This window comes from Streptomyces sp. NPDC045470 (assembly GCF_040646595.1).
Classification (GTDB): domain Bacteria; phylum Actinomycetota; class Actinomycetes; order Streptomycetales; family Streptomycetaceae; genus Streptomyces.
The window spans coordinates 285263-312004 of sequence record NZ_JBEZAN010000001.1; the positions used below are offsets into that span (position 1 = coordinate 285263).

23 protein-coding genes are annotated in these 26742 nt (G+C 72.0%); 5 read left to right on the top strand and 18 right to left on the bottom strand.

Annotated features, from left to right (window positions below; all coding sequences use genetic code 11):
- Nucleotides 1–181 precede the first annotated feature (181 nt).
- The 4 genes from AB0A97_RS01175 to AB0A97_RS01190 form a co-directional block, all read right to left on the bottom strand.
- A complete protein-coding gene (locus AB0A97_RS01175; protein ID WP_361142740.1) occupies nt 182–877 on the bottom strand; it encodes an alpha/beta hydrolase in 696 nt (231 codons plus the stop codon).
- Nucleotides 878–1586: 709 nt separating this feature from the next.
- Nucleotides 1587–2348, bottom strand: coding sequence for an MBL fold metallo-hydrolase (locus AB0A97_RS01180; RefSeq protein ID WP_361142743.1), 762 nt, complete (start codon nt 2346–2348; stop codon nt 1587–1589).
- A gap of 140 nt (nt 2349–2488) precedes the next feature.
- Nucleotides 2489–3589: a hypothetical protein gene (locus AB0A97_RS01185; RefSeq protein WP_361142746.1), complete on the bottom strand. Its 1101-nt coding sequence runs from the start codon at nt 3587–3589 to the stop codon at nt 2489–2491.
- Nucleotides 3590–3614: 25 nt separating this feature from the next.
- Nucleotides 3615–3875, bottom strand: a complete 261-nt coding sequence (locus AB0A97_RS01190) for a hypothetical protein (RefSeq protein WP_361142748.1) — start codon at nt 3873–3875, stop codon at nt 3615–3617.
- A gap of 145 nt (nt 3876–4020) precedes the next feature.
- Between AB0A97_RS01190 and AB0A97_RS01195 the strand changes: the two genes are divergently transcribed.
- A complete protein-coding gene (locus AB0A97_RS01195; RefSeq protein ID WP_361142751.1) occupies nt 4021–4512 on the top strand; it encodes a PPOX class F420-dependent oxidoreductase in 492 nt (163 codons plus the stop codon).
- Between the two features lie 198 nt (nt 4513–4710).
- Here AB0A97_RS01195 and AB0A97_RS01200 read toward each other — a convergent pair whose 3' ends face one another.
- Complete coding sequence (locus AB0A97_RS01200; protein ID WP_361142754.1) at nt 4711–5439, bottom strand: SDR family oxidoreductase; 729 nt, start codon at nt 5437–5439, stop codon at nt 4711–4713.
- A gap of 80 nt (nt 5440–5519) precedes the next feature.
- Here AB0A97_RS01200 and AB0A97_RS01205 point away from each other — a divergent pair, with 80 nt between their 5' ends.
- Both AB0A97_RS01205 and AB0A97_RS01210 read left to right on the top strand, forming a co-directional pair.
- Nucleotides 5520–6059: a MarR family transcriptional regulator gene (locus AB0A97_RS01205; protein WP_361142756.1), complete on the top strand. Its 540-nt coding sequence runs from the start codon at nt 5520–5522 to the stop codon at nt 6057–6059.
- A 273-nt stretch (nt 6060–6332) separates the two neighbouring features.
- Nucleotides 6333–7301 (top strand): serine hydrolase, encoded by a 969-nt coding sequence (locus AB0A97_RS01210; protein WP_361142758.1) that lies wholly within the window; start codon nt 6333–6335, stop codon nt 7299–7301.
- Nucleotides 7302–7405: 104 nt separating this feature from the next.
- On the opposite strand, the gene AB0A97_RS01215 is transcribed toward AB0A97_RS01210, so the two are convergent.
- The 3 genes from AB0A97_RS01215 to AB0A97_RS01225 form a co-directional block, all read right to left on the bottom strand.
- Entirely contained in the window at nt 7406–8866 is a 1461-nt protein-coding gene (locus AB0A97_RS01215; protein WP_361142761.1) for a glutamate synthase subunit beta, read from the bottom strand.
- A complete protein-coding gene (gltB, locus tag AB0A97_RS01220) occupies nt 8859–13490 on the bottom strand; it encodes a glutamate synthase large subunit (protein WP_361142764.1) in 4632 nt (1543 codons plus the stop codon). Before gltB ends, AB0A97_RS01215 begins: the two co-directional genes overlap by 8 nt.
- A 311-nt stretch (nt 13491–13801) precedes the next feature.
- Nucleotides 13802–14533, bottom strand: coding sequence for a VIT1/CCC1 transporter family protein (locus tag AB0A97_RS01225; protein ID WP_361145121.1), 732 nt, complete (start codon nt 14531–14533; stop codon nt 13802–13804).
- A gap of 375 nt (nt 14534–14908) precedes the next feature.
- Here AB0A97_RS01225 and AB0A97_RS01230 point away from each other — a divergent pair, with 375 nt between their 5' ends.
- Together AB0A97_RS01230 and AB0A97_RS01235 are read left to right on the top strand one after the other, a co-directional pair.
- Nucleotides 14909–15847 (top strand): aminoglycoside phosphotransferase family protein, encoded by a 939-nt coding sequence (locus AB0A97_RS01230; RefSeq protein ID WP_361142767.1) that lies wholly within the window; start codon nt 14909–14911, stop codon nt 15845–15847.
- A 299-nt stretch (nt 15848–16146) separates the two neighbouring features.
- Nucleotides 16147–16500 carry a beta/gamma crystallin domain-containing protein gene (locus AB0A97_RS01235; RefSeq protein ID WP_361142770.1) on the top strand — a complete coding sequence of 118 codons (354 nt, stop codon included), beginning with the start codon at nt 16147–16149 and terminating at the stop codon, nt 16498–16500.
- A gap of 189 nt (nt 16501–16689) precedes the next feature.
- Here AB0A97_RS01235 and lgt read toward each other — a convergent pair whose 3' ends face one another.
- The 10 genes from lgt to AB0A97_RS01285 all read right to left on the bottom strand — a co-directional run bounded on the left by lgt (nt 16690) and on the right by AB0A97_RS01285 (nt 26735).
- A complete protein-coding gene (gene lgt / locus AB0A97_RS01240) occupies nt 16690–17733 on the bottom strand; it encodes a prolipoprotein diacylglyceryl transferase (RefSeq protein ID WP_361142772.1) in 1044 nt (347 codons plus the stop codon).
- Between the two features lie 179 nt (nt 17734–17912).
- Nucleotides 17913–18116, bottom strand: a complete 204-nt coding sequence (locus AB0A97_RS01245; RefSeq protein WP_361142775.1) for a hypothetical protein — start codon at nt 18114–18116, stop codon at nt 17913–17915.
- Nucleotides 18117–18337: 221 nt separating this feature from the next.
- Nucleotides 18338–19402 (bottom strand): thioredoxin domain-containing protein, encoded by a 1065-nt coding sequence (locus AB0A97_RS01250; RefSeq protein ID WP_361142778.1) that lies wholly within the window; start codon nt 19400–19402, stop codon nt 18338–18340.
- Between the two features lie 139 nt (nt 19403–19541).
- Nucleotides 19542–20360: a tryptophan synthase subunit alpha gene (trpA, locus tag AB0A97_RS01255; protein WP_361142781.1), complete on the bottom strand. Its 819-nt coding sequence runs from the start codon at nt 20358–20360 to the stop codon at nt 19542–19544.
- Complete coding sequence (trpB, locus tag AB0A97_RS01260) at nt 20360–21664, bottom strand: tryptophan synthase subunit beta (protein WP_361142784.1); 1305 nt, start codon at nt 21662–21664, stop codon at nt 20360–20362. The genes trpA and trpB overlap by 1 nt, the downstream gene beginning before the upstream one ends.
- A gap of 583 nt (nt 21665–22247) precedes the next feature.
- Nucleotides 22248–23057: an indole-3-glycerol phosphate synthase TrpC gene (gene trpC, locus AB0A97_RS01265; RefSeq protein WP_361142787.1), complete on the bottom strand. Its 810-nt coding sequence runs from the start codon at nt 23055–23057 to the stop codon at nt 22248–22250.
- Nucleotides 23058–23378: 321 nt separating this feature from the next.
- Nucleotides 23379–23822: a DUF2752 domain-containing protein gene (locus tag AB0A97_RS01270; RefSeq protein WP_361145124.1), complete on the bottom strand. Its 444-nt coding sequence runs from the start codon at nt 23820–23822 to the stop codon at nt 23379–23381.
- A 288-nt stretch (nt 23823–24110) separates the two neighbouring features.
- Entirely contained in the window at nt 24111–24356 is a 246-nt protein-coding gene (locus AB0A97_RS01275) for an HGxxPAAW family protein (protein WP_361142790.1), read from the bottom strand.
- Nucleotides 24357–24442: 86 nt separating this feature from the next.
- Complete coding sequence (locus AB0A97_RS01280; protein WP_361145127.1) at nt 24443–25069, bottom strand: TIGR02234 family membrane protein; 627 nt, start codon at nt 25067–25069, stop codon at nt 24443–24445.
- A gap of 142 nt (nt 25070–25211) precedes the next feature.
- Complete coding sequence (locus AB0A97_RS01285; protein WP_361142792.1) at nt 25212–26735, bottom strand: anthranilate synthase component I; 1524 nt, start codon at nt 26733–26735, stop codon at nt 25212–25214.
- Nucleotides 26736–26742 lie beyond the last annotated feature (7 nt).

Here is a 26742-nt window from a genome sequence, read left to right on the forward strand (position 1 = left end):
GGTCCGCGGGCCGACCGGGGCGGGTGGTTGCTACGACCACGGACCACACCCTAATCAGCCGTCACGGACCGCGGCAAAGCGCCCCGGGCGGGGACCGGCGCCCACCGCCGCATCCCGCCGGCCCCCAGGTGGTACAAGTTTGAACATCGGATGCCAAAACCGGCAGCTCCGTGCTGCCGGGTCAGATCCACCCTTCCAGCGATTTCATGAAGCCGTCGAAATCGTCCCGGTGGATGGTGTGCCCGGCGCCCTCGACCGTACGGACCTCGAAGCCGCGCGCCGCCACCCGCTCCTTGTCCGCCTCCGTGAAGAGAAACCCCTCCCCGGCCACCTGCACCAAGGAGGGCACCACCGGCCGCTCCGGTATGCGCTCCCTGAGGTCACCGCCGGACAGTGCCAGCGCCGTGTCCGGATCCCACGCCTCGATCGTCGCCATCTCGATCTCCACGTCGGCCTCCTCCCAGCGCGGGTTGAAGCTACGGATCATCTGGCGGGTGGCGCGCTTGAACTCGACGAACAGCGCGGGGTCCATCGGGCGCTCGGTGTTGCCGAGGGTCCAGGCCGGGTCCGAGTAGACGGCGCGCCGCGGGCGCAGCCGCTCGGCCGCCAGTGACAGCGCCATCGCGCCGAGCGAGTGTCCGAGGGCCACCTCCACGCCCGCGGGCAGGGTCTCCACCAGGTCGTCGGCGAACAGCTCGTCACTGTACGGGCCGTGCGGGCTGGCACCGTGGCCGCGCAGGTCGACGGCGATGACGCGGTAGCCGCGCGCGGCCAGCGCGGGGCCCACCCGGCGCCAGGTCCGGTGGTCCGACATGATGCCGTGGACCAGCACCGCGACCCGGTCGCCGGTACCCCACTCCTGGGTGTGCAGCTGCATGGACAAGCCTTTCCGTTCCGTTCCGCGCCACGGTCGGGCAGCGCGCCGGACCCTATTCTCGCCTCCTGAGCAATCCGCCCTTCGTGCCTGCCGACTTCACCGTCCCCGGCGGACTGATCACCGGCCGCTTCCGACTGGAACCGCTCATTTCCGGACCACAACGCCGCCGACCACGCCGCCTGGAGCGCCGGCATCACGCACATCAGGGCGACCCCCGGGTTCACCGACCGCGACTGGCCGCCCGAGGCCGGGCCGCCCCTTGAGGAGAACCTCGGCGACCTGCGGCGGCACGCCCGGGACTTCGAGCGGCGCACGGGTTTCACGTACTCCGTCATCGGGATACCGGACGGTGAGGTGATCGGATGCGTGTACATCTACCCCGTACGGGACGGACACGTACAGGACGGACACGGGCAGGACGGACGCGTACCGGAGGGACACGGACCGCAGGGACACGGACAGGACGGAAACGGTCCGGCGGGACACGGCGATACCGGGACGGAACCGGGCGATACGACGTCCGGGGCGCCGGGCAGTACCCCGGGCCAAGCCCCGGACACGACGGTCCGCTCCTGGGTCCGGGCCGACCGCGCCGAGCTGGTCCTGCCCCTGTACGAGGCGGTACGGGACTGGCTGGCCGCGGACTGGCCGTTCAGGACGGTCGCCTACGCGGCCCGGCGACCGCGGCCCCACACCGGTGCCGCCCGGCTCACAGCCAGTCGGTCTCGGGCGTGGCCGCGGCCAGGGCACGTGCCGCGCCTGTACGGACCGGAATGCCGTGCGGTACGCACAGCGTGTCCACGCCGGGCAGCGCGGCCAGCCGCCGGAAGGACACGACGGCCGCCGCCCGGTCGACGTTGAAGGGGCCGAGGACGACCCGGCCGTCCGGCCCCGTCCCTATGAGGTCGCCGGTGAACAGCACACCCGCGGCCGGCAGGTGCAGCGCCGTGCTGCCCGGCGTGTGGCCGGGGACGTGGAGGACGCGGGCGGGCTCGGGCCAGTCGTCGAGGATGTCGCCGTCGTGCAGTTCGACGTCCACCTGTACATGCTTCAGCGGCGGCGTGCCCGCTTCCGCCATGCCCGCCAGGACCTGTTCGAGCAGGGGCGCCTCGGTGGCGGTGAGGGCCGGCGGCGGCTCGGGCGCGGTGCCGGAGACGGCCGGGGCGTCCGCCGCGCCCGCCAGGACGCGGGCGCCGGTGGCGGCCACCAGGTCGGCGGCCGACCCCATGTGGTCGACGTGGGAATGGGTCAGCACGATCTGCCGCAGCGCGTCCGGCCTCCCGGCCAGACGGGTGACCGCCTCCAGGATCGCGGGGGCCGAGCCCGGAACGCCGGTGTCGACGGCCGCGAATCCGCCGTCGGACAGCCGTACGAGGTAGACATGGCCCACCGGGAACGGCAGGTGCCAGACGTCGGGGACGATCGGGAGGGGACCGGTGGAGGCGCGACCGGCATCGGGAGAAGCAGTCATGGTCGGGACGCTAGCGGACGACCCCCGTGAAGCCATCCGCTCTGCGCCCAGGGCGGATTGAGCGGACGGCGAACCTCACCGCCTGGGGCCTGCCCCGCATGGGCGCCGTCCCAGTCCCTGCCCCTCTCTCCAGAGAGCCCCTACTCCTCCCCCTGCCCCTGAAAGGCCGGCAGCGCGAAGACGCGTTCCTTGGCCGGCTCGTCCATGATCTCCACCAGTGGCAGCACCGCGTCCCACAGATCCTGCTTCCCGACCTCCAGCACCATCGCGTCCAGCTCCGCGTCCGGCAGCGCCCCCGCCGTGTCGGCCACCACCTTGCGCGACTCCGGCGGCAACTCCGCGACCAGCGGCAGGAACTCCGCCCACAGTCCGGTCACGACGACCGCCCGGACGACCGTGCCGAGCACCTGGCCGTCGCGCAGCGACGGCAGTCCGGCGACCGCGCGCCGGTCCTCCTCGGACAGCAGGGCCACCAGCGGCAGCAGCGACTCCCACAGCCCCTGCTCGTGCGCGGTACGGACCAGCCCGTCCAGCTCGACGGGGTCCTGGCGGGCGGCGAGCGCGGCCACCCGCGCGCGGCGCTCCGGCCCGGCCAGCCCGGCCACGGCCAGCGCCTCGGGCCACAGACCGTGGCCGGCCGCGGCCACCACCGAGGCCAGCCGCTCCTCCCCCATCAGTTCCAGGATGGCGTCCAGACGTTCCGGCATGTCGATGAAGAACCCGACGCGCAGCACCACCTCGTCGTCGATGAGGTGGAGGATCCGCTCCAGGGCCCGGTCGCGCAGGTGGCCGACGAAGCGCCCCATCGTCAGGTGGTCGCCGCGTTCGGCGAGGGCGACGGCGATACGGACCACGAGGTCCTCGTCCAGCCGGTCGACGATCCCGGCGATCCGACGCGGGTCCAGGTGACCGCAGGACTCGGCGGTGAAGGCGACCGGCAGCTTCTCGATGATGTCGGCGGCGCGGCCGGGGTCCAGCCGCCCGGCCACGGAGGCGGCCAGCCGCGGCCCGAGCGCCTTCTGCGAGATCGCGGCGGCGACTCCGGCCGGTACGAGCTTGGTGGCGGCGGCGATCCGGTCGAGCATGTCCGGCACGTCGTCGAAGAGCGTGTCCACGGTACGGGCGCGGAGCTGCCGTACGTCCTCGGCGGGCAGCCCGTGCAGGAACTCCAGTTGTTCCGGCAGGACATCGAGCAGTTGGGCGATCTTCTGTGCCTCGGCGCGGTTGCTGAGCGTGTCCATGAGGGTCACCGTTCGGTCGGCCGGGTCAGCGGAACAGGATGCGGCGCACGGGGCCGCGGGCGAGGGCGGGCACCAGCTTCAGGGCCTCTTCGGCCGCGTCGTTGAGGCCCGCGGCGCGGCTCTCCTTACGGGTGCGCAACGCGCGCGTCAGTACGCCGAGTTCTTCGGGCGCGGCAGCGGCGAGACCGGGCGGCGCCGGGGCGCCGAGCGCTTCGGTCAGAGCGCGGAACGCCTCACCGCCCGCGCCCGCGCCGGTCCGTGCGTCGGTGCTCGAACCTGTACCCACCAGTCCTCCCGGGGTGCGGCTACGACGGTTGCCCAGCAGCGTCGTTCCCGGCTGACTTTTAGTCAATAGCGCGGGCGCGGCGGACCGCACCGTCCCCCGGAACGTCGCCCCCTTAGAGTGCGCTCCACGGCCTAGGCTCGCCCGTATGAGCCCTTCCATCGCGACCAACACCCGGGTGGACCTCGACGGCCTGTTGGAGTTCGCGCGCCCCCGGCACCGCGCGGTCCTGCTCACCCGGCGCTCAGACGGCACGCCCCAGGCATCGCCGCTGACCTGCGGTGTCGACGACTCCGGGCGGCTGGTGATGGCGACGTACCCGGAGCGCGCCAAGGTACGCAACGCCCGCCGGGCGCCCACGGTGAGCGTGCTCGTGCTGTCCGACGAGTGGCACGGCCCCTGGGTGCAGATCGACGGCGAGGCGGAGATCCTGGACGCGCCGGACTCGGTCGAGCCGCTGGTCGAGTACTACCGCAGCGTCGCGGGCGAACACCCGGACTGGCACGAGTACCGCGCCGCGATGATCACACAGGGCAAGTCGCTGATCCGGGTGACGCCGCTGCGGTGGGGGCCGATCGCCACAGGCGGCTTCCCGGCCCGCCTCGCCGAGGAGGAGGACCGGGACGGGGAGGCACACTAGAGCGCACCGGACCCCGTAACCGGGCCTCCCCCTTCAGCGCACCGCACTCGTACGGCGCACCTCGCACCCCGTACGGCGCACCTCGCACTTACGGCGCACCACGCACCCCGTACGAAACGCCTCTCCCGTACGGGCTCATCGCGTCTGATCCGCACCCCGTACGCGCTCACCACACCTTGTGAGCGCCCCCGTACGCGCTCAGCGCGTCTTGTCCGCACCCCCGTTCACGTTCAGCACCTGCCCCGTGATGTGCCGCGCCCCTTCGGACGCCAGGAACGCGACCGCCGCCGCGACGTCCTCCGGGCGCCCGGCCCGGCCCGTGGCGGTGGCGTCCACCAGCCCCGCCCGCCGATCGTCGGAGAGCCGGTCCCGGAAGAACTCGGTGTCCTCGATGTAGCCGGGCGAGACGACGTTGGCGGTGATGCCGCGCGGTCCCAGCGTGTTCGCCAGGTCGAGGTTCCAGGTGGTGAGCCCCGCCTTGGCCGCGCCGTACGCACCCAGGGAACCCGCTCCCCGTGCCGCGGCGATCGAGCCGATGTGCACGACGGCGCCGCCCTCGGCGAGCCGGTCCTCGACGGCCTTGGTGGTGAGGGCCGCGGTGAGCAGATTCGCGTCGAGGTTGGCGCGGAAGGCCCGTGCGTACGAGGCCAGATCGCCGCCCGGCGCGTCGTCGAAGTCGGTGTTGCCGCCGGCGTTGTTGACCAGGATGTCGATCCGCTCGGGCAGCTCGTCCAGGAGGCGGGCCAGCGCGGCGGGGTCGGTGTGGTCGCAGACGACCGCGCGGGCGCCGGTCTCCTCGGCGGCCTTCTCCAGGGGCGCGGGGCGGCGGCCGGTGACGGTGACCGCGTCGCCCTGCGCGGCGAAGTGACGGGCGACGGCCAGGCCAATGCCGGTGGCGCCGCCGGTGACCAGGATGGTGCGTGACATAAGGTAGCTCCCGACGTCGTTGTTCAGACCTAAATTCAGACCTGAATTTAGGTCTGAACGTAACATCCGCAGGAGGGCCCATGGCAAGCGCGGACGCCCCGTACCCCGTCCAGGAGATCGCCGACGCCTGGGAACGCGAGCGCCCCGGCATGCCCGTCTCGTCCATCGGGATCGTCACGCCCCTGTGGCAGTTGGCCAAGCTGCTGGGCGACGACCGGCGCCGGGTGCTGGCCCGCGCCGGGGTGGACACCGCCACCCTCGACCTGCTGAGCGTGCTGCGCCGGGCCGGCGACCCGTACACCCTCAGCACCCGCGAACTCGCGGCCCGCTCCATGGTGACGGCCGGCGCGATCTCCCAGCGCGTCGCCCGCGCCGAGCGTGAGGGACTGGTCGTACGCCGCCCGGGCCAGGGCCGCCCCCGCACGGTGTGGGTGGAGCTGACCCCGGCCGGACACACGCTCGTCGAAGAGACCGTGGACCAGGTACTGCACCGGGAGACCGAACTGGTCAGCGGCCTGAAGCCGGACCAGCAGGAGCAACTCGCCGGCCTGCTGAAGCTCCTGCTCCAGGACGTCCAGACCCGCCTGGGCGACGACCGGATCACACAGGTCGGGGAATAGCGCCCACCCCCGCCCCGCCCTTGCCCGCCCCCACGCGGGCAGTCGTACGCCTTCCCCGGTGGCCGGTACGCGACCGCTGCGGCGTTATTTCCACCATTGACACAGAAACGTTCATGCAGGATGCTCCTGCGGCGTGAATTGCGCTCCCCCGACGCGCGCGACCTACAGGGTCAGTGACTGAATTCCCCGAGCAACGTCCCGGCCACACCCCTGTCGTATTCCCTCCTTTCCACGCACCGTCAGTGAACACGACCAGAAATGCGAAGGAACATTTTGCGCCATCGAATACGTACCTCGGATTCCGCCCGGCGGCGTCTCTTCGCCGTGCCGGTGCTCACCGCGGCCCTCTCCTCGCTCCTCGCCGCCGCGACCCCGGCGACGGCCGCCGCAGCGACACCGGCGCAGCCGACGTCCCCGAAGGTGACCTGCACGTCCGCCAAGGACGGGCTCGCCGACCGGCTCTCGAAGGACCTCGGCCAGGTGTTGGGTTCGCACACTTCCGGCCATACGTCGTTCGCTCTGTACGACCGCACGAGCGACACCCGGTGCGCGTACGACGCGGACCGGCAGTACGACTCGGCGAGCGTCGTGAAGGTCGTGGTGCTGGGCACCCTCTTGCGGCAGGCCCAGGACGAACGGCGCGCTCTGACCGCGGACGAGAAAAAGCTCGCGGAAAAGATGATTACGAGGTCGGACAACGACGCCACCACCACGCTGTGGAAGCGGGCCGGCCTCGGGCGGATAAACGGCTTCCTGCGGCTCGCCGGAATGCACAACACCGTTCCGGACACGGAAGGGTACTGGGGGCTGACCCAGATCAACGCCGCCGATCAGCTCACTCTGCTGCGGCTCCTCACCTCCGAGAACTCCGTGCTCGGTGGCGCCTCCCGCGCCTACGCCCTGGACCTCATGAGCCGGGTCGTGCCCGAACAGCGCTGGGGCGTGCCGGCCGGGGCGCCGGCCGGTGCGAAGGTGCACGTCAAGAACGGATGGCTGCAACGGAGCAGCGGCGGCTGGCGGGTGCACAGTGTCGGCGCGGTCACCGGCGGCGGGCACGACTACGGGCTCGTCGTCCTGACCGCGGACCACCCGGGCATGGACGCCGGTGTCCGGACGATCGAAGACCTCGCCCGCACCCTGCACAAGGACCTCAACGGCACCGCGCGTCCGGCCCGGGAGGCCCGTGCCAGGGTGCTCCCCCACACGTCGGACGGCTCACTGGTGCCCGAAACCGGACGCTGAATCCGGCACGCATAGATCGCGGCGCCTGCCCTCCGGTCGGGGAGGGAGGCAGGCGCCGCGGGTGTTCCGCACGTCGTTGTACGGGACATCTGTGAGCCGGGCCGCTACACGGTCAGTGCGCGGTCCGTCGGCTTGACGGGGGCGGGCAGCGCGCTGGCGCCCGCGAGGTAGCGGTCCACACCGCGGGCCGCCGAACGGCCCTCGGCGATGGCCCAGACGATCAGCGACTGGCCGCGACCGGCGTCACCGGCAACGTACACGCCGGGGACGTTGGTGGCGAAGTCGGCGTCGCGGGCGATGTTGCCGCGCGCGTCCAGCTCCAGTCCGAACTGTGAGACCAGACCGTTGTCCTGGTCGGTGCCGGTGAAGCCCATGGCCAGGGTGACCAGCTGCGCGGGGATCCTGCGCTCGGTGCCCGGCTTGGGCTCCGGACGGCCGTCCTTGAACTCCACCTCGACCAGATGCAGCCACTGGACGTTGCCGTCCTCGTCGCCCTCGAAGTGGGTGGTGGAGACGGAGTACAGCCGCTCGCCGCCCTCCTCGTGCGCGGAGGTGACCTTGTAGAGCATCGGGAAGGTGGGCCAGGGCTGGTCCGGGTTCCGCTCGTCGCCCGGCTTGCCCATGATCTCCAGCTGGGTGACCGAGGCCGCGCCCTGGCGGTGCGCCGTGCCGACGCAGTCAGCGCCGGTGTCGCCGCCGCCGATGACCACGACGTGCTTGCCCTCGGCGGTGATCGGGGAGACGGTCAGGTCGCCCTCCTGCACCTTGTTGGCGAGCGGCAGGTACTCCATCGCGAAGTGGACGCCGTTCAGCTCACGCCCGGGGACCTTCAGGTCGCGGGAGGTGGTGGCGCCGGCGGCGATCACGACGGCGTCGTAGCGCTTGCGCAGCTTGGCGGCGTCGATGTCCCGGCCGATCTCCACCTCCGTACGGAACTTGGTCCCTTCCGCCCGCATCTGCTCGATACGGCGGTTGATGTGGCGCTTTTCCATCTTGAACTCGGGGATGCCGTAGCGGAGGAGTCCGCCGATCCGGTCCGCGCGCTCGTAGACGGCGACGGTGTGGCCCGCCCGGGTCAGCTGCTGGGCGGCGGCCAGGCCGGCCGGGCCCGAGCCGATGACGGCGACGGTCTTGCCGCTGAGCCGCTCCGGCGGCTGCGGGGTGACGTCCCCGTTGTCCCACGCCTTGTCGATGATGGTGACCTCGACGTTCTTGATGGTCACCGGCGGCTGGTTGATGCCCAGCACACACGCCGACTCGCAGGGGGCCGGGCACAGGCGACCGGTGAACTCCGGGAAGTTGTTGGTCGCGTGCAGCCGCTCGCTGGCGGCCGTCCAGTCCTCGCGGTAGGCGTAGTCGTTCCACTCGGGGATGAGGTTTCCGAGCGGACAGCCGTTGTGGCAGAAGGGGATGCCGCAGTCCATGCAGCGTCCGGCCTGCTTGCTGATGATCGGCAGCAGCGAGCCGGGGACGTAGACCTCGTTCCAGTCCCGGACGCGCTCCTCGACGGGGCGGGTCTCGGCGACCTCGCGGCCGGTGGTCAGGAAGCCCTTGGGGTCAGCCATTGATCGCCGCCTCCATCATCTTCTCGTGGGTCTCGGACTCGGAGAGCCCGGCTCGCTCGGCGGCGTCCTTGGCGGCGAGCACTGCCTGGTAGGTGGCCGGAATGACCTTGCTGAAGCGGGGCAGCGCGGCGTCCCAGTCGGCGAGCAGCTTCGCGGCGACGGTGGAGCCGGTCTCCTCCTGGTGGCGGCGCACGACGTCGTGCAGCCACTGCCGGTCGGTGGCGTCCAGCTCGGTGGAGACGGCGGCGGTCAGCTCGCGGTTGACGTTGGCCGGGTCCAGGTCGATCACGTATGCGATGCCGCCGGACATGCCGGCCGCGAAGTTGCGCCCGGTCTCGCCCAGGATGACGGCATGGCCGCCGGTCATGTACTCGCAGCCGTGGTCGCCGACGCCCTCGGACACCACCGTGGCACCGGAGTTGCGGACGCAGAACCGCTCGCCGACACGGCCACGCAGGAACAGTTCGCCGCCGGTGGCCCCGTAGGCGAGGGTGTTGCCCGCGATGGTCGAGTACTCGGCCAGGTGGTCGGCGCCGCGGTCCGGGCGGACCACGATCCGGCCGCCGGACAGGCCCTTGCCGACGTAGTCGTTGGCGTCGCCCTCCAGCCGCAGCGTGACGCCGGGCGGCAGGAACGCGCCGAAGGACTGGCCGGCCGAGCCGGTGAAGGTGATGTCGATCGTGTCGTCGGGCAGGCCTTTGCCGCCGAACTTCTTGGTCACCTCGTGGCCGAGCATGGTACCGACGGTCCGGTTGATGTTGCGGATCGCGACCTGGGCCCGTACGGGCTGTGCGGCCTCGGCGGTGTCCGCGGACAGCGCGTCGACGGACAGCTTGATCAGCTCGTTGTCGAGCGCCTTCTCCAGGCCGTGGTCCTGGACGGTGACCTGGTGGCGTACGGCACCTTCGGGCAGCTCGGGCACGTGCAGCAGCGGGGCCAGGTCCAGGCCCTGCGCCTTCCAGTGGTCGACGGCCTTGGAGGTGTCGAGCAGTCCGGCGTGGCCGACCGCCTCCTGCAGCGAGCGGAAGCCCAGTTCGGCGAGGATCTCGCGGACCTCCTCGGCGATGAACTGGAAGAAGTTGACGATGTACTCGGCCTTGCCGCTGAAGCGCTCGCGCAGTGTCGGGTTCTGGGTGGCGATGCCGACCGGGCAGGTGTCCAGGTGGCACACGCGCATCATGACGCAGCCGGAGACCACCAGCGGCGCGGTCGCGAAGCCGTACTCCTCGGCGCCCAGGAGGGCGGCGATGACCACGTCGCGGCCGGTCTTGAGCTGACCGTCGGTCTGTACGACGATCCGGTCGCGCAGGCCGTTGAGCAGCAGCGTCTGCTGTGTCTCGGCCAGCCCCAGCTCCCAGGGGCCGCCCGCGTGCTTCAGGGAGGTCAGCGGGGAGGCGCCGGTACCGCCGTCGTGGCCGGAGATCAGGACGACGTCCGCGTGCGCCTTGGAGACGCCCGCCGCGACCGTGCCGACGCCGACCTCGGAGACCAGCTTCACGTGGATGCGGGCCTGCGGGTTGGCGTTCTTCAGGTCGTGGATGAGCTGGGCGAGGTCCTCGATGGAGTAGATGTCGTGGTGCGGCGGCGGCGAGATCAGGCCCACGCCGGGCGTCGAGTGCCGGGTCTTGGCGACCCACGGGTAGACCTTGTGGCCGGGCAGCTGGCCGCCCTCGCCGGGCTTGGCGCCCTGCGCCATCTTGATCTGGATGTCGTCGGAGTTGACCAGGTATTCGCTGGTCACACCGAAGCGGCCGGAGGCGACCTGCTTGATCGAGGAGCGGCGGGCCGGGTCGTACAGGCGCTCCGGGTCCTCGCCGCCCTCACCGGTGTTGGACTTGCCGCCCAGTTGGTTCATGGCGATGGCGAGGGTCTCGTGCGCCTCCTGGGAGATGGAGCCGTACGACATCGCGCCGGTGGAGAAGCGCTTGACGATCTCGGAGGCGGGCTCGACCTCCTCCAGCGGCACCGCGGGGCGGTCGGACTTGAAGGAGAACAGGCCGCGCAGCGTCATCAGGCGCTCCGACTGCTCGTTCACCCGGTCCGTGTACTGCTTGAAGATGTCGTAGCGGCGCGAGCGGGTGGAGTGCTGGAGGCGGAAGACCGTGTCCGGGTCGAACAGGTGCGGCTCGCCCTCGCGGCGCCACTGGTACTCGCCGCCGATGTCCAGCGCGCGGTGGGTGGCGGCGATGCCGGTGGCCGGGTACGCCTTGGCGTGCCGGGCGGCGACCTCCTTGGCGATCACGTCGAGGCCGGCGCCGCCGATCTTGGTGGTGGTGCCGTGGAAGTACGCGTCCACGAAGCCCTGGTCCAGGCCGACGGCCTCGAAGACCTGCGCGCCCCGGTAGGAGGCGACGGTGGAGATGCCCATCTTGGACATCACCTTCAGGACGCCCTTGCCGAGCGCCTTGATCAGGTTCTTGATCGCGGGCTCGGGGTCGGTGGCCTTCGGCAGGAACGTACCGGCGCGGACCAGGTCCTCGACCGACTCCATCGCCAGGTACGGGTTGACGGCGGCGGCGCCGTACCCGATGAGCAGCGCGACGTGGTGCACCTCGCGCACGTCACCGGCCTCGACGAGCAGGCCGACCTGGGTGCGCTGCTTGGTGCCGATGAGGTGGTGGTGCACCGCGGCGGTGAGCAGCAGGGACGGGATCGGGGCGTGCTCGGCGTCCGAGTGCCGGTCGGAGAGCACGATCAGGCGGGCGCCGTCCTCGATGGCGGCGTCGGCCTCGGCGCAGATCCGGGCGATCCGGGCGGCCAGTGCCTCGCCACCGCCGGAGACCCGGTACAGGCCGGACAGGGTGACGGCCTTCATGCCCGGCATGTCCCCGTCGGCGTTGATGTGGATGAGCTTCGCCAGCTCGTCGTTGTCGATCACCGGGAACGGCAGCATGACGCTGCGACAGGACGCCGCGGTCGGCTCCAGCAGGTTGCCCTGCGGGCCGAGCGAGGAGATCAGCGAGGTGACCAGTTCCTCGCGGATGGCGTCCAGCGGCGGGTTGGTGACCTGCGCGAACAGCTGGGTGAAGTAGTCGAACAGCAGCCGCGGGCGCTCGGAGAGGGCGGCGATCGGCGAGTCCGTGCCCATCGAACCGATCGGCTCGGCACCGGCCTTGGCCATCGGTGCCAGGATGACGCGCAGCTCCTCCTCGGTGTAGCCGAAGGTCTGCTGGCGGCGGGTGACCGAGGCGTGGGTGTGCACGATGTGCTCACGCTCGGGCAGGTCGGCCAGCTCGATCAGGCCCGCGTCCAGCCACTCCTGGTACGGGTGCTCGGCGGCGAGCTGCGCCTTGATCTCGTCGTCCTCGATGATGCGGTGCTCGGCGGTGTCCACCAGGAACATCCGGCCGGGCTGCAGACGGCCCTTGCGCACGACCTTGGCCGGGTCGATGTCCAGGACGCCGACCTCGGAGGAGAGCACCACCAGGCCGTCGTCGGTGACCCAGTAGCGGCCGGGGCGCAGGCCGTTGCGGTCCAGGACCGCGCCGACCTGGGTGCCGTCGGTGAAGGTGACACAGGCCGGGCCGTCCCAGGGCTCCATCATCGTGGAGTGGTACGCGTAGAACGCCCGCCGCGCCGGGTCCATGGAGGTGCTGTTCTCCCACGCCTCCGGGACCATCATCAGCACCGAGTGCGGCAGCGAGCGGCCGCCCAGGTGCAGCAGCTCCAGTACCTCGTCGAAGGAGGCGGAGTCGGAGGCGTCCGGCGTGCAGACCGGGAAGAGCCGCTCCAGGTTCGCGCTGTCGCCGGTGGCGTCCGCGAAGAGCTTGCTGGCGAGCTGGGACTCGCGGGCCCGCATCCAGTTCCGGTTGCCCTGGACGGTGTTGATCTCACCGTTGTGGGCGACGAAGCGGTACGGGTGGGCCAGCGGCCAGCTCGGGAAGGTGTTCGTGGAGAAGCGGGAGTGCACCAGCGCGATCGCGGTGGCGAAGCGGCGGTCGGACAGGTCCGGGAAGAACGGCTCGAGCTGCCCGGTCGTCAGCATGCCCTTGTAGACGATCGTGCGGGCCGACAGCGACGGGAAGTAGACGCCCGCCTCGCGCTCGGCGCGCTTGCGCAGCACGAACGCCTTGCGGTCCAGGGCGAGGCCGGTGTCCTCGCCGTGCTTGTCGGCCACGAACAGCTGGGAGAAGGCGGGCATCGTGGCGCGGGCGCCGTTGCCGAGCAGCTGCGGGGCCACCGGGACGACCCGCCAGCCGAGGACGTCCAGGCCCTCCTCGGACGCGATCGTCTCGATCCGTGAGACGGCGGCCGCGGCGTCCTCGGCCACGGACGGCAGGAAGGCGATGCCCACGGCGTACGCGCCGGCGTCGGGCAGGGCGAAGGTGACGCTCTCGCGCAGGAAGGCGTCCGGGACCTGGAGGAGGATGCCGGCGCCGTCACCCGAGTCGGGCTCGGAACCGGTCGCGCCGCGGTGCTCAAGGTTGCGCAGGACGGTGAGGGCCTGTTCGACCAGGGCGTGGCTGGGCTCGCCGGTAAGGGTCGCCACGAAGCCGACGCCGCAGGCGTCGTGCTCGTTGCGGGGGTCGTACATTCCCTGCGGGGCGGGGCGCCCGTCCATGGGCGACCAGGGGGCGGCGCTGGCGCTGCCGGTGGTCGCGGAGTGCGTGGACGCGGAACGCATCGGCTCTCCCAACGTCGTCGTGGCATGTGAAGTGCCGAGGGACGACGTTGGCCCTCCGCGAAATTTCGTGCAGGTTACAGGATGGCTCGCTTCTCGAAAAGCGGATAGAGCCTTCCAGCATGCGGACACCACTCGTGGCGGTGGACCGGGGGCACGGGCGGACGGATCGACCTCCACCGGCGCCGTGTGCGTCGTTTTCGAGCAGGCGACATTGCCCGCAACGCTTGGGCCTTATGCCCGGCCCCTCACGAGACCAAACCGCTCAGTAACGCTTTAGTTATACGGTGGTCCGCATAGCACTGCACGAGGGGTCACCCTACGGCCGTACCGAACAGTGCGCCCAGGACGTACGTCACACCCGCCGCCGCGCCGCCGAGGGCCAGCTGCCGCAGGCCGCTGAACCACCAGGACCGCGCCGTCACCCGCGCCACGACCGCCCCGCACCCGAAGAGCCCCACCAGCGCCAGCAGCACCGCGGGCCACAGCTCGGAGGCGCCCAGCAGGTACGGCAGGACGGGCAGCAGGGCGCCCAGCGCGAAGGAGCCGAAGGACGAGACGGCGGCGACGGTGGGCGAGGGCAGGTCGGACGGGTCGATACCCAGCTCCTCGCGGGCGTGGATCTCCAGCGCCTGCTCGGGGTCCTTCGACAACTGCCTGGCCACCTCACGGGCCAGCTCCGGCTCCACACCGCGCGACTCGTACAGCGCGGCCAGCTCCTCCAGCTCGTCCTTGGGGTGCTTGCGCAGCTCCCGCCGCTCCACGTCCAGTTCGGCGAGGACCAGCTCCCGCTGGGAGGCCACCGAGGTGTACTCGCCGGCCGCCATGGAGAACGCACCCGCGGCCAGGCCCGCGAGACCGGTGATGATGATGGTCTGCTGGGAGACCGCGCCGCCGGCGACGCCCGTCATCAGGGCGAGGTTGGAGACCAGCCCGTCCATCGCGCCGAACACGGCGGGCCGCAGCCAGCCGCCGTTGACGTCGCGGTGGGTGTGGTTGTCGCGGTGGGCTATGTGCGTGGCCGCCGAAGCGTCCATGACATCCATGACAGACATATGGGGACCCGTTCCCTTCTCGCGAGGTGTGGGCCGATGCCGGCGCTTCCCCCTCCAACACCTCGAAGCTATGCGCCGTACACCCGGCCGCGCTAGCAAGGAAGGCCGAACTTACTGCGCTGACCTGGGGCTTTGTGGGCGGCTCAGACGGCAGTGAGGGGTGGATCACACCGCGCGGGACGGCGGGGTGCGGGAAACCGCAGACGATCCTGCGGGAAACCGCAATGCGGCCGGGGGCCCGGCGCGGGAGTCTGATCACAGCTTCACCGACGGTGGACGAACTGCCGGTGTACGGACTGCACGTGTACGTACTGCCGGTGTACAGGCTGCGCGTGCACAGACTGACGGCGTGCGAGGGGGCGGGACATGAGCGGACGACACCATCCAACCGCGGGAGCCGCGGTGCGAGAACTGGCCCATGTCGCGCCGGAGGTGCGCGACCGGCTCGTCGTCCGGTTCGGGGAGAAGGTGCGCGCCTGGTGCGACGCACTGCCGGATCTCGTCGGCGCCCTCACCGCCCGCTGGCGCCTGGAACTTGCCGAGGCGAACGGTGGCGGCACCTCACGGGTGTTCCGCTGCCGGCGTCGTGACACCGGCACATCGGCATGGCTGAAGCTCACGCCGGAGCCCGCCCTCGCCCGCGAGGAGGCCGAAGCCCTGTCCGCCTGGGCAGGGACCCCGTCGGTCGTCCCCCTGCTGGCGCACGACCTCGCGGCCGGTGCCCTGTTGCTTGCGGACGTGGAGCCGGGCGTGCCGGTGAGACACCTGGACTGGCGGCTGCCCGAGGTCGCGCCCCTCCTGCGGGACCTGCGGAGCCTTGCTCCCCCGCCGGACAAGCCCTCGGCGGTGCAACCTCTGGCGCACCGGGTGGACTTCCTCTTCCATCTGACGGGCCGCAGGCTGGCGGCGTCCGGCGACAGCGGCCCGCTCGGCCCGGCGGTGCTCGGCCGGGCCCGGGCGGCGGCTCTGGACCTCGCCACCAACGGGCCCCGGACCCTGGTGCACGGCGATCTCCATCCGGGCAATGTGCTCTCAGGTCCGGGCGCCCGCATGGTGGCCATCGATCCGCGCCCCGCGTGGGGCGACCCCGACTTCGACGCGGTGGACTGGGTACTGGGCGGTGTCACGACGCTCGCCGCGCTGGAGGAACGGGCCGAGGCACTGGCCGCGTTGGTGCCCGGTCAGTCCCCCGACCGCGTACTGGGCTGGTGCCGGGCTCTGGCCGCCCTCAACGCGGCCCTCGCGATCTGCGCGCGGCGGGACGACGCGGAGACGCGGTTCCTCATAGCCCTGGCAGGCGGCTGAACCACCCGAGACCGGCCCGGAGCAGGCCTTTTACGACGGCAGCCCGGAGAACTGACACTCAGGTCAGAAACCGACAACTCCCCTGACATGGAGCTGATCCGGACAATCGGGGGCGTATTCCAGCCGGGGGGCCGGAAGAAGATTGCCATGTACAGGAGATTTACAGGATCGTCTTTTTTGTCAGGACGAGGCGATCTGGTGGCCGCGGTTCCGGGTCATGCAGATACTCGTTCGGCACGCCGCGATGCGCGTCGGTCGCCGCGTGCCCTCCGGTTCGACATTCGAATTGAGGAGAACACATGCTGTCCAAGACGAAAAGGGTCGGGCGTTCCGTCGCCGTGGCGTTCGCCGCGGCTGCCGCGTTCACCATGGCCATGCCTACCGGTAACGCATTCGCCATCAACAAGGTCGAGTGCCGCGGCGGGGAGAACTTCCTGAAGATCTGGTCGCACAGCGGCGGCAAGAACAGCGTGGACTGCTACGCCAACCGCGGGCGAATCGACTTCGGCAGTTGGTGGGTCGACAGGATCTACACGGGCAACAACGACCTGATCTACTACGACGACAACGGCGATTCGGTGCGGGTAAACCGGTGGACCGACATTTCCTACCCCAACCGTCCGCCGAAGGTGAAGTCCATCGAAATCCTGTGACAGGTAGCGCATGGGCCGACCGGTATCGGGAATGGGGATTTCCCCTGACTGCCCATTCCTGACCTGGCCGCGTCCCGGGCGGGAAAAGAAATTCCCGTGACGCGCGTACCGCCGGAAACGGCGGAGGCCGCCCGGCCCCGGTGGGGTCGGGCGGCCTCCGCCGGTCTCTTCGCGGTGTGGCGCCGCGCGTCAGGAGTCCTTGCCGCTCCGGCTCCCGGTCCCGGCGTCCTTCGTCAGCCTCGCCGCACCGTCGGCCGCGTGCTCCGTGCCGCTGCCCGCGGCCTTGGGCGCTCCCTTGACCGTCTTGGGCGCCGCCTTGGTGGTCTCGGCTTCGGCCTTCGCCGCCTTGGCGCCGGCCTTCTTCGACTCGGCGCCGGGCTTCCCCGTCCCGGTGTCGTCCGCGGCCGCTTCCAGCGCGCCCGGCTCGACGACCTCCTCGCGGCCCGGGATCTTCTTCGCGGAGACCACGATGTAGGCGACGGACACGACGAGGCCGATGAGCGCGGTCCAGACGTTCAGGCGCAGGCCCAGGATGTGGTGGGCCTCGTCGACCCGCATGTACTCGATCCAGGCGCGGCCGGCGCAGTAGGACGCCACGTACAGCGCGAACGCCCGCCCGTGGCCCAGCTTGAAGCGCCTGTCCGCCCAGATCACGAGCAGCGCGACACCGATGCACCACAGCGACTCGTACAGGAACGTCGGGTGGTAGGTGCCGCCGACCCGGCCGATGGAGGGGTCGTCGCTGATCTTCAGCGCCCACGGGAGGTCGGTGGCGCGGCCGTAGAGCTCCTGGTTGAACCAGTTGCCCCAGCGGCCGATCGCCTGGCCCAGGGCGAGGCCGGGCGCCAGCGCGTCCATGTAGGCGGGCAGCGGGATGCCGCGGCGGCGGCAGCCGATCCAGGCGCCCACCGCGCCGAGCGCGACGGCGCCCCAGATCCCGAGGCCGCCCTCCCAGACCTTGAAGGCGTTGAGGGGGTGACCGCCCTCGCCGAAGTACGGCTCGTACGTCGTGATGACGTGGTAAAGGCGGCCGCCGACGAGCCCGAAGGGCACGGCCCACACGGCGATGTCCGCGACGGTTCCGGAGCGGCCGCCGCGCTGGATCCAGCGCTTGTTGCCGAGCCAGACGCCGATGAAGACGCCGATGATGATGCAGAAGGCGTACCCGCGCAGCGGGATCGGGCCGAGGTGTACGACGCCCGTCGACGGGCTGGGAATGAATGCGAGGTCCATGGCAGGGACGACGCTACCGCGCCAGGTGGGCGCGGCGACAACCCACCCGGCTACGGCTGTGTAACGACCGTCACTGCCGACGGTCGGTTACGGACCCGGTCGGCGATCGGGCACGGGCCTGTCCGGCGGTCGGCTACGAGCCCGTCCAGCGGTCAGATGCGGGTCCGGCCGAAGCCCGGTCACGTACCCGGTCGGCATCCGGAACGCGGTCGGCGACCGGCCCCGCCCGGCACCGACCTGTGCGCGGACCCGAGCACGAGCGCCGACCCGAGCGCGAGCGCGGCCCCGAACGCGAGCGCGAGCACGAGCGCCGCCCCGAGCGCGAGCGCGGCCCCGAACGCGAGCGCCGACCCGAGCCCGAGCACGAGCGCGGAGACGGACACGGAAGGCACCGCGCCGCACCGTCGCCGCACGGTGCCGGTCCAGGAGCCGGTCCCGCTGCCGACCCCGTCGCCGCACGGTGCCCATCCCAGCGCCAATCCCGCTGCCGCCCCCGTCGCCGCACGGTACCCATCCCAGTGCCGGCCCCAGCGCCAATCCCGGTGCCGCACGGCGCCGACCCAGGTGCCGCACGGCGCCGACCCAGGTCCCGATCAAAGACCGGTCAAGGAGCCGGAACCCGGTCCGTGCTCCCGCCCGGTTGCCCGGTGTCCGCCCCGGCACTGTGCCCCTGACCGGCACCGTGGCCCGCTCCGGCCCCGTCCCCGGCTCCGGCACCGTGGCCCGCGCCGGCCCCCTGCCCGGCACCGTGGCCCGTACCGGCCGAGGCACCCGCCGAGTGCCCTGACCCGCTGCCCGCCGAGGCGCCGACCGTGCCGGCTCCCCGCTCTGCCCCCGCACCGCCGGGCTTCGCGCCGGACGCCTTGCCCCCGGAGGCCCCGGAAGCCCCGCCCGCCTTCTTGTCCTTGGCGGCGTCCCGCACCTTCTGCTTGAGCCCGTCGGGGGTGAGGTTCTTCTCCTCCGCGAGGTTCTTGCCGTTCAGCAGGACCGTCGGAGTGCCCTGGTGGCCGGAGTTGGTGAAGGCGGTGTTGGACTTGTACACGAAGTCCGTGTAGGTGCCCTTGTCGACGCACTGCTTGAACGTGTCGCTGACCAGCCCGTTCACCTTCCCGGCCAGCTCGATCAGGTACTTCTTGTCGGCGAACCGGTCCTGCTGCTCCGGCGGCTGGTTCTCGTACAGCACGTCGTGGTACTCACGGAAGCGGCCCGCGTCCTGGGCGCAGAGCGCGGCGTTGGCGGCGGTGACCGACCCCTTGCCGCGCATGCTGCCGTCGATGATCGTCGCGAGGTGGTAGTCGGTCCTGAGCAGCCCGGCGTCCTCCAGCTCGTGGATGGCGCCGCGGAAGCCCTTCTCGAACTGGGCGCAGGCGGGGCAGCGGAAGTCCTCCCACACCGTGAGCGTGGACGGGGCCTCTTTCTTGCCGACCGGCACCGCGGGCTTGTCGCTGTCCTGGGTGCCCTTGGGCAGGGCCACCTTGCCGCCGCCGGAGTCGTCGCCCGAGGAGGAGGCGGCCCAGACGCCGACGCCACCGGCGACGGCCAGCACCGCCACCACTGCCCCGGCGACCTTCAACTGGCGGCCGCGCCGTTCGCGCGCCTTCTCCTTCGCGCGCTGGGCTTGCAGCCGCTCACGGGCGCTGCTCTTTTTGTCTTGATTGTTCTGGCTCACGCCCCTGAACAACGAAGCGGAGGGGCGCCGTCGCACCCCTCCGCCGCGTTCTTCGTCCTAACGAGGGACAGCCTCGCCGGGCACCGGCCCGGACATCCGCCGACGCCCACTCAGACGTGCGACCGCACGCCGCCCGGCGTCACCCGCGCTTGCGTACGCCCGCCGCCAGGTCACCGGCGAGTGCGCGGACGCCCGCGAGGCCGGCCTCCAGGTCGTCCCCGGCGTCCAGCAGCCGCTTGACGAAGGCCGTCCCGACGATGACCCCGTCCGCGAACTGCGCGACCTCCGCGGCCTGTTCGGCGTTGGAGACGCCGAGGCCGACGCAGACCGGCAGGTCGGTGGTGGCCCGGGTGCGCCCGACCAGCCCCTGCGCCTCGCGGCCGACCGACTCACGGGTGCCGGTGACCCCCATCAGCGAGGCCGCGTACACGAAGCCGCTGCCCGCCTCGGTGATCTTCGCGAGGCGTTCGTCCCGGCTGCTCGGCGCGACCACGAACACGGTGGCCAGGCCGTGCTGTTCGGCTGCCGCGCGCCATACCCCGGACTCCTCGACCGGCAGGTCGGGCAGGATGCAGCCGGCCCCGCCCACGGCGGCCAGGTCGGCGGCGAAGCGCTCGACGCCGTACGCGTCCACCGGGTTCCAGTACGTCATGCACAGCACCGGCGCGCCGGTCGCCGCGTGCGCCTCGCCGACCGTGCGGATGACGTCCTTGATCTTGACGCCGCCGCGCAGCGCGATGTCGTCGGCGGTCTGGATGACCGGGCCGTCCAGGACCGGGTCGCTGTGCGGCAGCCCGACCTCGACCACGTCGCAGCCGCCCTCGATCATCGCGGTGACGGCCCGTACCCCGCCGTCCACGGTCGGGAAGCCGGCCGGCAGGTAGCCGACCAGGGCGGCCCGGTTCTCCTCCTTGGCCGCGGCCAGGGTGCTGCTGAGCAGCCCGACGTTGCCCGCCATCACTTGCTCCCCTCGTCGTGCGCGCCGAGCGCGGTGTCGGTGGCGTCGGTGTCATCGGCCTCCACCGTGTCGTCGGCGGGCGCCCCGTACAGCCCGAAGTAGCGGGCCGCGGTATCCATGTCCTTGTCGCCGCGCCCGGACAGGTTGACCAGGATCAGCCCGTCCGTGCCCAGGTCACGGCCGATCTCCAGGGCGCCCGCCAGCGCGTGGGCGCTCTCGATGGCCGGGATGATGCCCTCGGTCTGCGACAGCAGCCGCAGTGCCTGCATGGCCGCGTCGTCGGTGACGGCGCGGTATTCGCCGCGTCCGGAGTCCTTCAGGTAGGAGTGCTCCGGGCCGATGCCCGGGTAGTCCAGCCCGGCGGAGATCGAGTACGGCTCGGTGATCTGTCCGTCCTCGTCCTGGAGGACGTAGGAGCGGGAGCCGTGCAGGATGCCGGGGGTGCCCTCGGTGAGGGTGGCGGCGTGCTCGCCGGTCTCGACGCCGTGACCGCCCGGTTCGCAGCCGACGAGGCGTACGGAGGCGTCCTGGAGGAACGCGTGGAACAGGCCGATGGCGTTGGAGCCGCCGCCGACGCAGGCCACCGCGGCGTCCGGGAGGCGCCCGGCGCGCTCCAGGATCTGGCGGCGGGCCTCGACGCCGATGACCCGGTGGAAGTCGCGGACCAGGGCCGGGAAGGGGTGCGGCCCGGCGACCGTGCCGAAGAGGTAGTGGGTGCGGTCGACGTTGGCGACCCAGTCCCGGAACGCCTCGTTGATGGCGTCCTTGAGGGTACGGCTGCCGGACTTCACGGCGATGACCTCGGCGCCGAGCATCCGCATCCGGGCGACGTTCAGGGCCTGCCGCTCGGTGTCGATCTCCCCCATGTAGACGGTGCATTCGAGGCCGAAGAGGGCGCAGGCGGTGGCGGTGGCCACGCCGTGCTGGCCGGCGCCGGTCTCGGCGATGACGCGGGTCTTGCCCATGCGCCGGGTGAGCAGCGCCTGGCCCAGCACGTTGTTGATCTTGTGCGAGCCGGTGTGGTTCAGGTCCTCGCGCTTGAGGAAGATCCGGGCGCCGCCGGCGTGCTCGGCGAACCGCGGCACCTCGGTCAGGGCGCTGGGCCGCCCGGTGTAGTTGACCATGAGGTCGTTCAGCTCGGCGGCGAAGGCCGGGTCGGCCTTGGCCTTCTCGTACTCGGCGGCCACCTCGTCCACCGCGGCGACCAGCGCCTCGGGGATGAACTTGCCGCCGAAGTCACCGAAGTAGCCCCCGGCGTTCGGGACCTGGCCCTCCGGGTCCGGGATGAAGAAGTCAGAAGACATCCGTCGTACTCCTTGATCGGGGCAACTGCCCCGGAAGTATGGATATGCGGGCATCACGGTATGCGGCGCGCCCGCGCCCGATGCGCTCTCTCGCGCGCGGCGTCGCGGAACGGCGCACGGACACGAGGTGGAGGCGGAAAGGCGGAGACGGGACCGCGGGAACGCTGCGCACGCCACGGTCTGCGGGCACACGGCCCGTCCGGGACAGCCCGCCGGACAGGCAGGGAGCAGCGGGACGGGCAATACGGCACACAGACCGAAGGGCGACATGGCGCGAACGAGCGGGCGCCGGGGACGAGGCCCCATAGAGGGACCAATCACCCACGCCCGGCAACGAGCGGCTACGGCGCGCCGTTACGACGCCATCGCCTGCCGTTGATCTGGCCCGGCTCCGCGCCGATGTGATACCTGACGCGCCGCCCGCGCACCCGGCGGGCCGGCGCCCGGCAGCCTCGCGGCCGGCACCCGCGCCCCAGCGCCGCGTGCGGATCGCGCGCGGCACCGGCCGCGGCGAGCACGCCGGCCGGTCCCGGGAGGGTTCCCGGGCCGGGGCGGTGGAGGCGGGCGGTGGCCACGGTGGGCGTCAGCCCCGTCCGTGCCGGATGGCGGGGTGAGAGCCGGCCGCGACCAGGTCGGCGACGGCGGTCTTCGGGTCCTTGCCGGTGACCAGCGACTCGCCCACCAGTACGGCGTCGGCGCCCTCGTTGGCGTAGGCGATCAGGTCGTGCGGCCCGCGCACACCCGACTCGGCGATCTTGACGATGTGGTCCGGGATCTCCGGCGCGATCCGCGCGAAGTTCCCGCGGTCGACCTCAAGGGTCTTCAGGTTGCGGGCGTTGACCCCGATGATCCGCGCACCGGCGTCCACGGCCCGCTGGGCCTCTTCCTCGTCGTGCGCCTCGACCAGCGGCGTCAGGCCGATCGACTCGGCGCGCTCGATCAGCGAGACCAGCGCCTCCTGCTCCAGCGCGGCGACGATCAGCAGCGCCAGGTCGGCGCCGTACGCACGGGCCTCCCACAACTGGTAGGCGGTGACGATGAAGTCCTTGCGCAGGACGGGGATGTCGACCCGGGCCCGTACGGCCTCCAGGTCGGCGAGCGAACCGCCGAACTTCCGCTGCTCCGTCAGTACGGAGATGACCGCCGCGCCGCCCGCCTCGTAGTCGGCGGCGAGGCCGGCCGGGTCGGCGATGGCGGCGAGCGCGCCCTTGGACGGGCTGGAGCGCTTGACCTCGCAGATCACCGTAACGCTGTCGCCCTTGAGGGCCGCCACTCCGTCCTTGGCCGGGCGCGCCTTGAGGGCCCGCTCCTTGAGCTCGTCGAGGCCGACGCGCGCCTGCCGCTCGGCAAGGTCGGCGCGGACTCCCTCGATGATCTCGTCGAGCACACTCACGCGAGCGGCCTCCTTCTTGAGCGGTGGAGGGTGACAGTCGCCCTCCGGGCCAGTGTCACCCCGTCAGGCTCTCCGATGGTATCCGGCGAGGGGCAAAGGTCTCACATCCGGTTGACGGCAGTCCCACCAGGTGGACGGAGGCGCCTCACCGCGGACGGGAAAACAGCAGGTCGGGCGAGCTTTCGGCGCTGCGAGGCAAGGATCTCGCGACCTTGATCCAGATGCCGTGCCGGGCTTCCCGTACCGCGTCCGGAGGCGGTACGGAAACGGAGGGAAACCCTCCTGCCCACCCCGCCCCGGCCCCCGGGCGGCCCCGGTCCGTCAGGGAGTCAGCCCCTCCCCCACCGGAAGATTCCGTACGACTGTGAAGACGAGGAGCAGCCCGGCCAGCGCCCACCAGTGCGCCGCTCCGGGCCGTGGGCCCGCCGTCGGGAGCCCGCGTGCCGCCCGTATGGTCCAGGCCGCCCAGAAGAGCACGAAAGCCGCGTAACCGGCGACTGCCAGCACGTTGGCGCCGGCGGCCGTGGCGAAGTCGCCGTGCGCGACGGCGTGCGCGCTGCGCAGTCCGCCGCAGGCCGGGCAAAAGATGCCGGTGAGGGCGAGGAGGGGGCAGGCCGGGTAATGACCGGGCTCGTTGGGGTCGACGAGCCCCACGAAGGCGAAGGAGGCGACGACGGCCGCCATGGCGCCGAGCGGCGCAGCCAGCCGCCGGACGGGGCCACGCCGCCCGTGCGGGCGGGCGGAGCCCTGGCGGGCGGCTTCCAGGTGCGCAGGCCCCGGACGGCCGGGCCAAGACACGGAGCCCGGCCCGCCGGCCGGTGCCACGGGTTCACTCACGTGGCGATTGTGCGGCCGTACCGGCGGGGACGCAGCGCGGCGGCCGCCGTACGGGCGACCGTCCAGACCGTCCCGACCGCCCCGACGCCGCCGGACAGGCGAACGGCGCGGTCCCGGGCCGCCGCACGGGTGGCGCCACCGGGGCACCTCTCCGTACGGGCCACGAGGCCGCGCCGTCGCAGGATCCGCTGTCGCCGGGCCAGGCCCGGCGGGGACTCAGCCCTCCTGGGGCCGGACCCTGGCCTGACCGTGGGCGGTCGAGCCCTTCTTGCCGCCCTGGCCCATCCCGGCCAGGCGCATCACACCGCCCACGACGGCACCGAGGCCGATCAGGACCATGCCCGCCCAGAAGCCGGGCACGTTCGCCAGCACGATGAAGGCGCCGGCGACGCAGAAGCCGATGAACGAGATGATGACGCCGGTCCAGGCGGCGGGAGTGTGTCCGTGGCCACTGCTCGACATGAGTGCTCCTCGTAGCTTTTTCGCGCCTGAGTCGGGGCGCGGTGATCCCTCGCGGTCCATTGTCCCCGATGGCCGGGGTGCGGCCACTACCGGGTCGGGTCCTCGCCCCGGTCCAGGGACTTCCACATCTCTTCCGGGCGGTCCGGGTCGGCGGCGGCGGAGCGGCGCGGGCCGCGGGGAGCCGCGCCGGCGCGCTCGTAGCGCGCGGACATCGCGGGCCAGTGGCGCCCGTACAGCAGCGCCAGCACCCCCGCGACCAGCAGCAGGAGGCCGCCGGCGACCGCCACCCAGGGCCAGAAGGTGTGCGAGACGTCCTGCACGCCGGCGTCGGACAGTCCGGTCGCGGTGGCCGCCTTCTCGCGGAGCGCGGCGGTGTCGGAGATACCGAGGTACGCGCCGACGACGGTGCCCAGGCCGCTGAGGGCGAGCAGCACGGCGACCGCCGTCCGGCCCGCGCCGCGGACGGCGAAGAGGGCGACCAGGGCGGCGAGCCCGACGATGGCGAGCGCCCCGGGCACGCCCGTGACGTCCTGCCCCGACGCGGTCTGCGGCAGTTGCCCCTGGGCGACGACGGCGGTGGCCTTCGCCCAGGTGCGGCCGGAGGCCAGCAGCACGACGGCGGCGCCGGCCGCGCCGGCGATCAGCGCGAGGGCCAAGCTCCTGCCGCTGCGTGCGGGCTTGGGCGGCGAGGACGACAAGGACGACGAGGACACTGTCGCGCCGGTACGGGAAGGGTCTACGGCAGTCACACCCACCACTGTACGGAGGCGGCGCGCCCGCTTCCTCCGCGCGGTCCCCCCACCCCGTGCGGGCCCTGCTCAGGCACCGGTCCGAAGACCCTTGCCCATGACCCGCTCAGGCCCCCAGTCCGTTGGCCGTGTGCACGGCCCGCAGCACGGCGGCCGCCTTGTTGCGGCACTCCGTGTCCTCCGCCACCGGGTCGGAGTCCGCGACGACGCCCGCGCCGGCCTGGACGTACGCGGTGCCGTCCCGCAGCAGCGCGGTACGGATCGCGATGGCGGTGTCGGAGTCGCCGGCGAAGTCCAGGTAGCCGACGCAGCCGCCGTACAGGCCGCGCCGGGTCGGCTCCAGCTCCTCGATGATCTGCATCGCGCGCGGCTTGGGGGCGCCGGAGAGGGTGCCCGCGGGGAAGCAGGCGGTGAGCACGTCGAAGGCGGTACGGCCGGGCGCCAGCCGCCCGGTCACGGTGGAGACGATGTGCATGACATGGCTGTAGCGCTCGACGGACATGAAGTCGACGACCTCGACGCTGCCGGGCTCGCAGACCCGGCCCAGGTCGTTGCGGCCGAGGTCGACGAGCATCAGGTGCTCGGCGCGTTCCTTGGGGTCGGCCATCAGCTCGTCGGCGAGGGCCTGGTCCTCGGGGACGGTCGCGCCGCGCGGCCGGGTGCCCGCGATGGGGTGCAGCGTGGCCTGCCCGTTCTCGACCTTGACCAGCGCCTCGGGGCTGGAGCCGACGATGTCGATGCCGTCCTCGAAGCGGAGCAGGTACATGTACGGGCTGGGGTTGGTGGCCCGCAGCACCCGGTAGACGTCCAACGCGGAGGCGGTGCAGGCGGTTTCGAAGCGCTGCGAGGGCACGACCTGGAAGGCGTCGCCCGCGCGGATGCGCTCCTTCACGTCCTCGACCGCCTCCTGGTAGGCGGGGCCGCCCCACTGCGCGGTGTACGGGGGCAGTTCGGAGGGCGGCAGGGCCGCGGCGCTCGCGGGGGCCGGGCGGGCCAGGTCGTAGGCCATCGCGTCCAGCCGGGCCACGGCGTCCGCGTACGCCTCGTCCACGCCGGTGTCCAGGTCGTTGTGGTTGATGGCGTTGGCGATCAGCAGGACCGTGCCGTTCCAGTGGTCCAGTACGGCCAGGTCGGAGGTGAGCAGCATGGTCAGCTCGGGCAGGCCGAGGTCGTCCGCGGTGCTGTCGCCGATCTTCTCCAGCCGGCGCACGATGTCGTAGCCGAGGTAGCCGACCATGCCGCCGGTGAAGGGCGGCAGGCCCTGGCCCTCGATCAGGTCGCGCGGGGTGTGCAGCGCCTCGACGGTGGTGCGGAGCGCGGCGAGCGGGTCGCCGCCGGCGGGCATGCCGACCGGCGGGGTGCCCAGCCAGTGGGCCTGCCCGCCGCGCACGGTCAGGGTGGCGGCGCTGCGGACGCCGATGAAGGAATACCGGGACCAGGTGCGGCCGTTCTCGGCCGATTCGAGCAGGAAGGTGCCCGGACGTTCGGCGGCCAGTTTGCGGTAGAGGCCCACCGGGGTGTCGCCGTCGGCGAGCAGGCGCCGGGTGACGGGGATGACCCGCCGGTCCTTGGCGAGCGTACGGAAGTTCTCCAGGTCTGGCGTGGCGGTGCCGGTGGTTCCCGAGGTCATGGCGCGG

Coding starts and splice junctions, on each gene's coding strand:
- AB0A97_RS01175 (WP_361142740.1), bottom strand. CDS start 877: ATGCAGCTGCACACCCAGGAGTGGGGTACCGGCGACCGGGTCGCGGTG.
- AB0A97_RS01180 (WP_361142743.1), bottom strand. CDS start 2,348: ATGACTGCTTCTCCCGATGCCGGTCGCGCCTCCACCGGTCCCCTCCCG.
- AB0A97_RS01185 (WP_361142746.1), bottom strand. CDS start 3,589: ATGGACACGCTCAGCAACCGCGCCGAGGCACAGAAGATCGCCCAACTG.
- AB0A97_RS01195 (WP_361142751.1), top strand. CDS start 4,021: ATGAGCCCTTCCATCGCGACCAACACCCGGGTGGACCTCGACGGCCTG.
- AB0A97_RS01200 (WP_361142754.1), bottom strand. CDS start 5,439: ATGTCACGCACCATCCTGGTCACCGGCGGCGCCACCGGCATTGGCCTG.
- AB0A97_RS01205 (WP_361142756.1), top strand. CDS start 5,520: ATGGCAAGCGCGGACGCCCCGTACCCCGTCCAGGAGATCGCCGACGCC.
- AB0A97_RS01215 (WP_361142761.1), bottom strand. CDS start 8,866: ATGGCTGACCCCAAGGGCTTCCTGACCACCGGCCGCGAGGTCGCCGAG.
- gltB (WP_361142764.1), bottom strand. CDS start 13,490: ATGCGTTCCGCGTCCACGCACTCCGCGACCACCGGCAGCGCCAGCGCC.
- AB0A97_RS01225 (WP_361145121.1), bottom strand. CDS start 14,533: ATGGATGTCATGGACGCTTCGGCGGCCACGCACATAGCCCACCGCGAC.
- AB0A97_RS01230 (WP_361142767.1), top strand. CDS start 14,909: ATGAGCGGACGACACCATCCAACCGCGGGAGCCGCGGTGCGAGAACTG.
- AB0A97_RS01235 (WP_361142770.1), top strand. CDS start 16,147: ATGCTGTCCAAGACGAAAAGGGTCGGGCGTTCCGTCGCCGTGGCGTTC.
- lgt (WP_361142772.1), bottom strand. CDS start 17,733: ATGGACCTCGCATTCATTCCCAGCCCGTCGACGGGCGTCGTACACCTC.
- trpA (WP_361142781.1), bottom strand. CDS start 20,360: ATGGCGGGCAACGTCGGGCTGCTCAGCAGCACCCTGGCCGCGGCCAAG.
- trpB (WP_361142784.1), bottom strand. CDS start 21,664: ATGTCTTCTGACTTCTTCATCCCGGACCCGGAGGGCCAGGTCCCGAAC.
- AB0A97_RS01275 (WP_361142790.1), bottom strand. CDS start 24,356: ATGTCGAGCAGTGGCCACGGACACACTCCCGCCGCCTGGACCGGCGTC.
- AB0A97_RS01285 (WP_361142792.1), bottom strand. CDS start 26,735: ATGACCTCGGGAACCACCGGCACCGCCACGCCAGACCTGGAGAACTTC.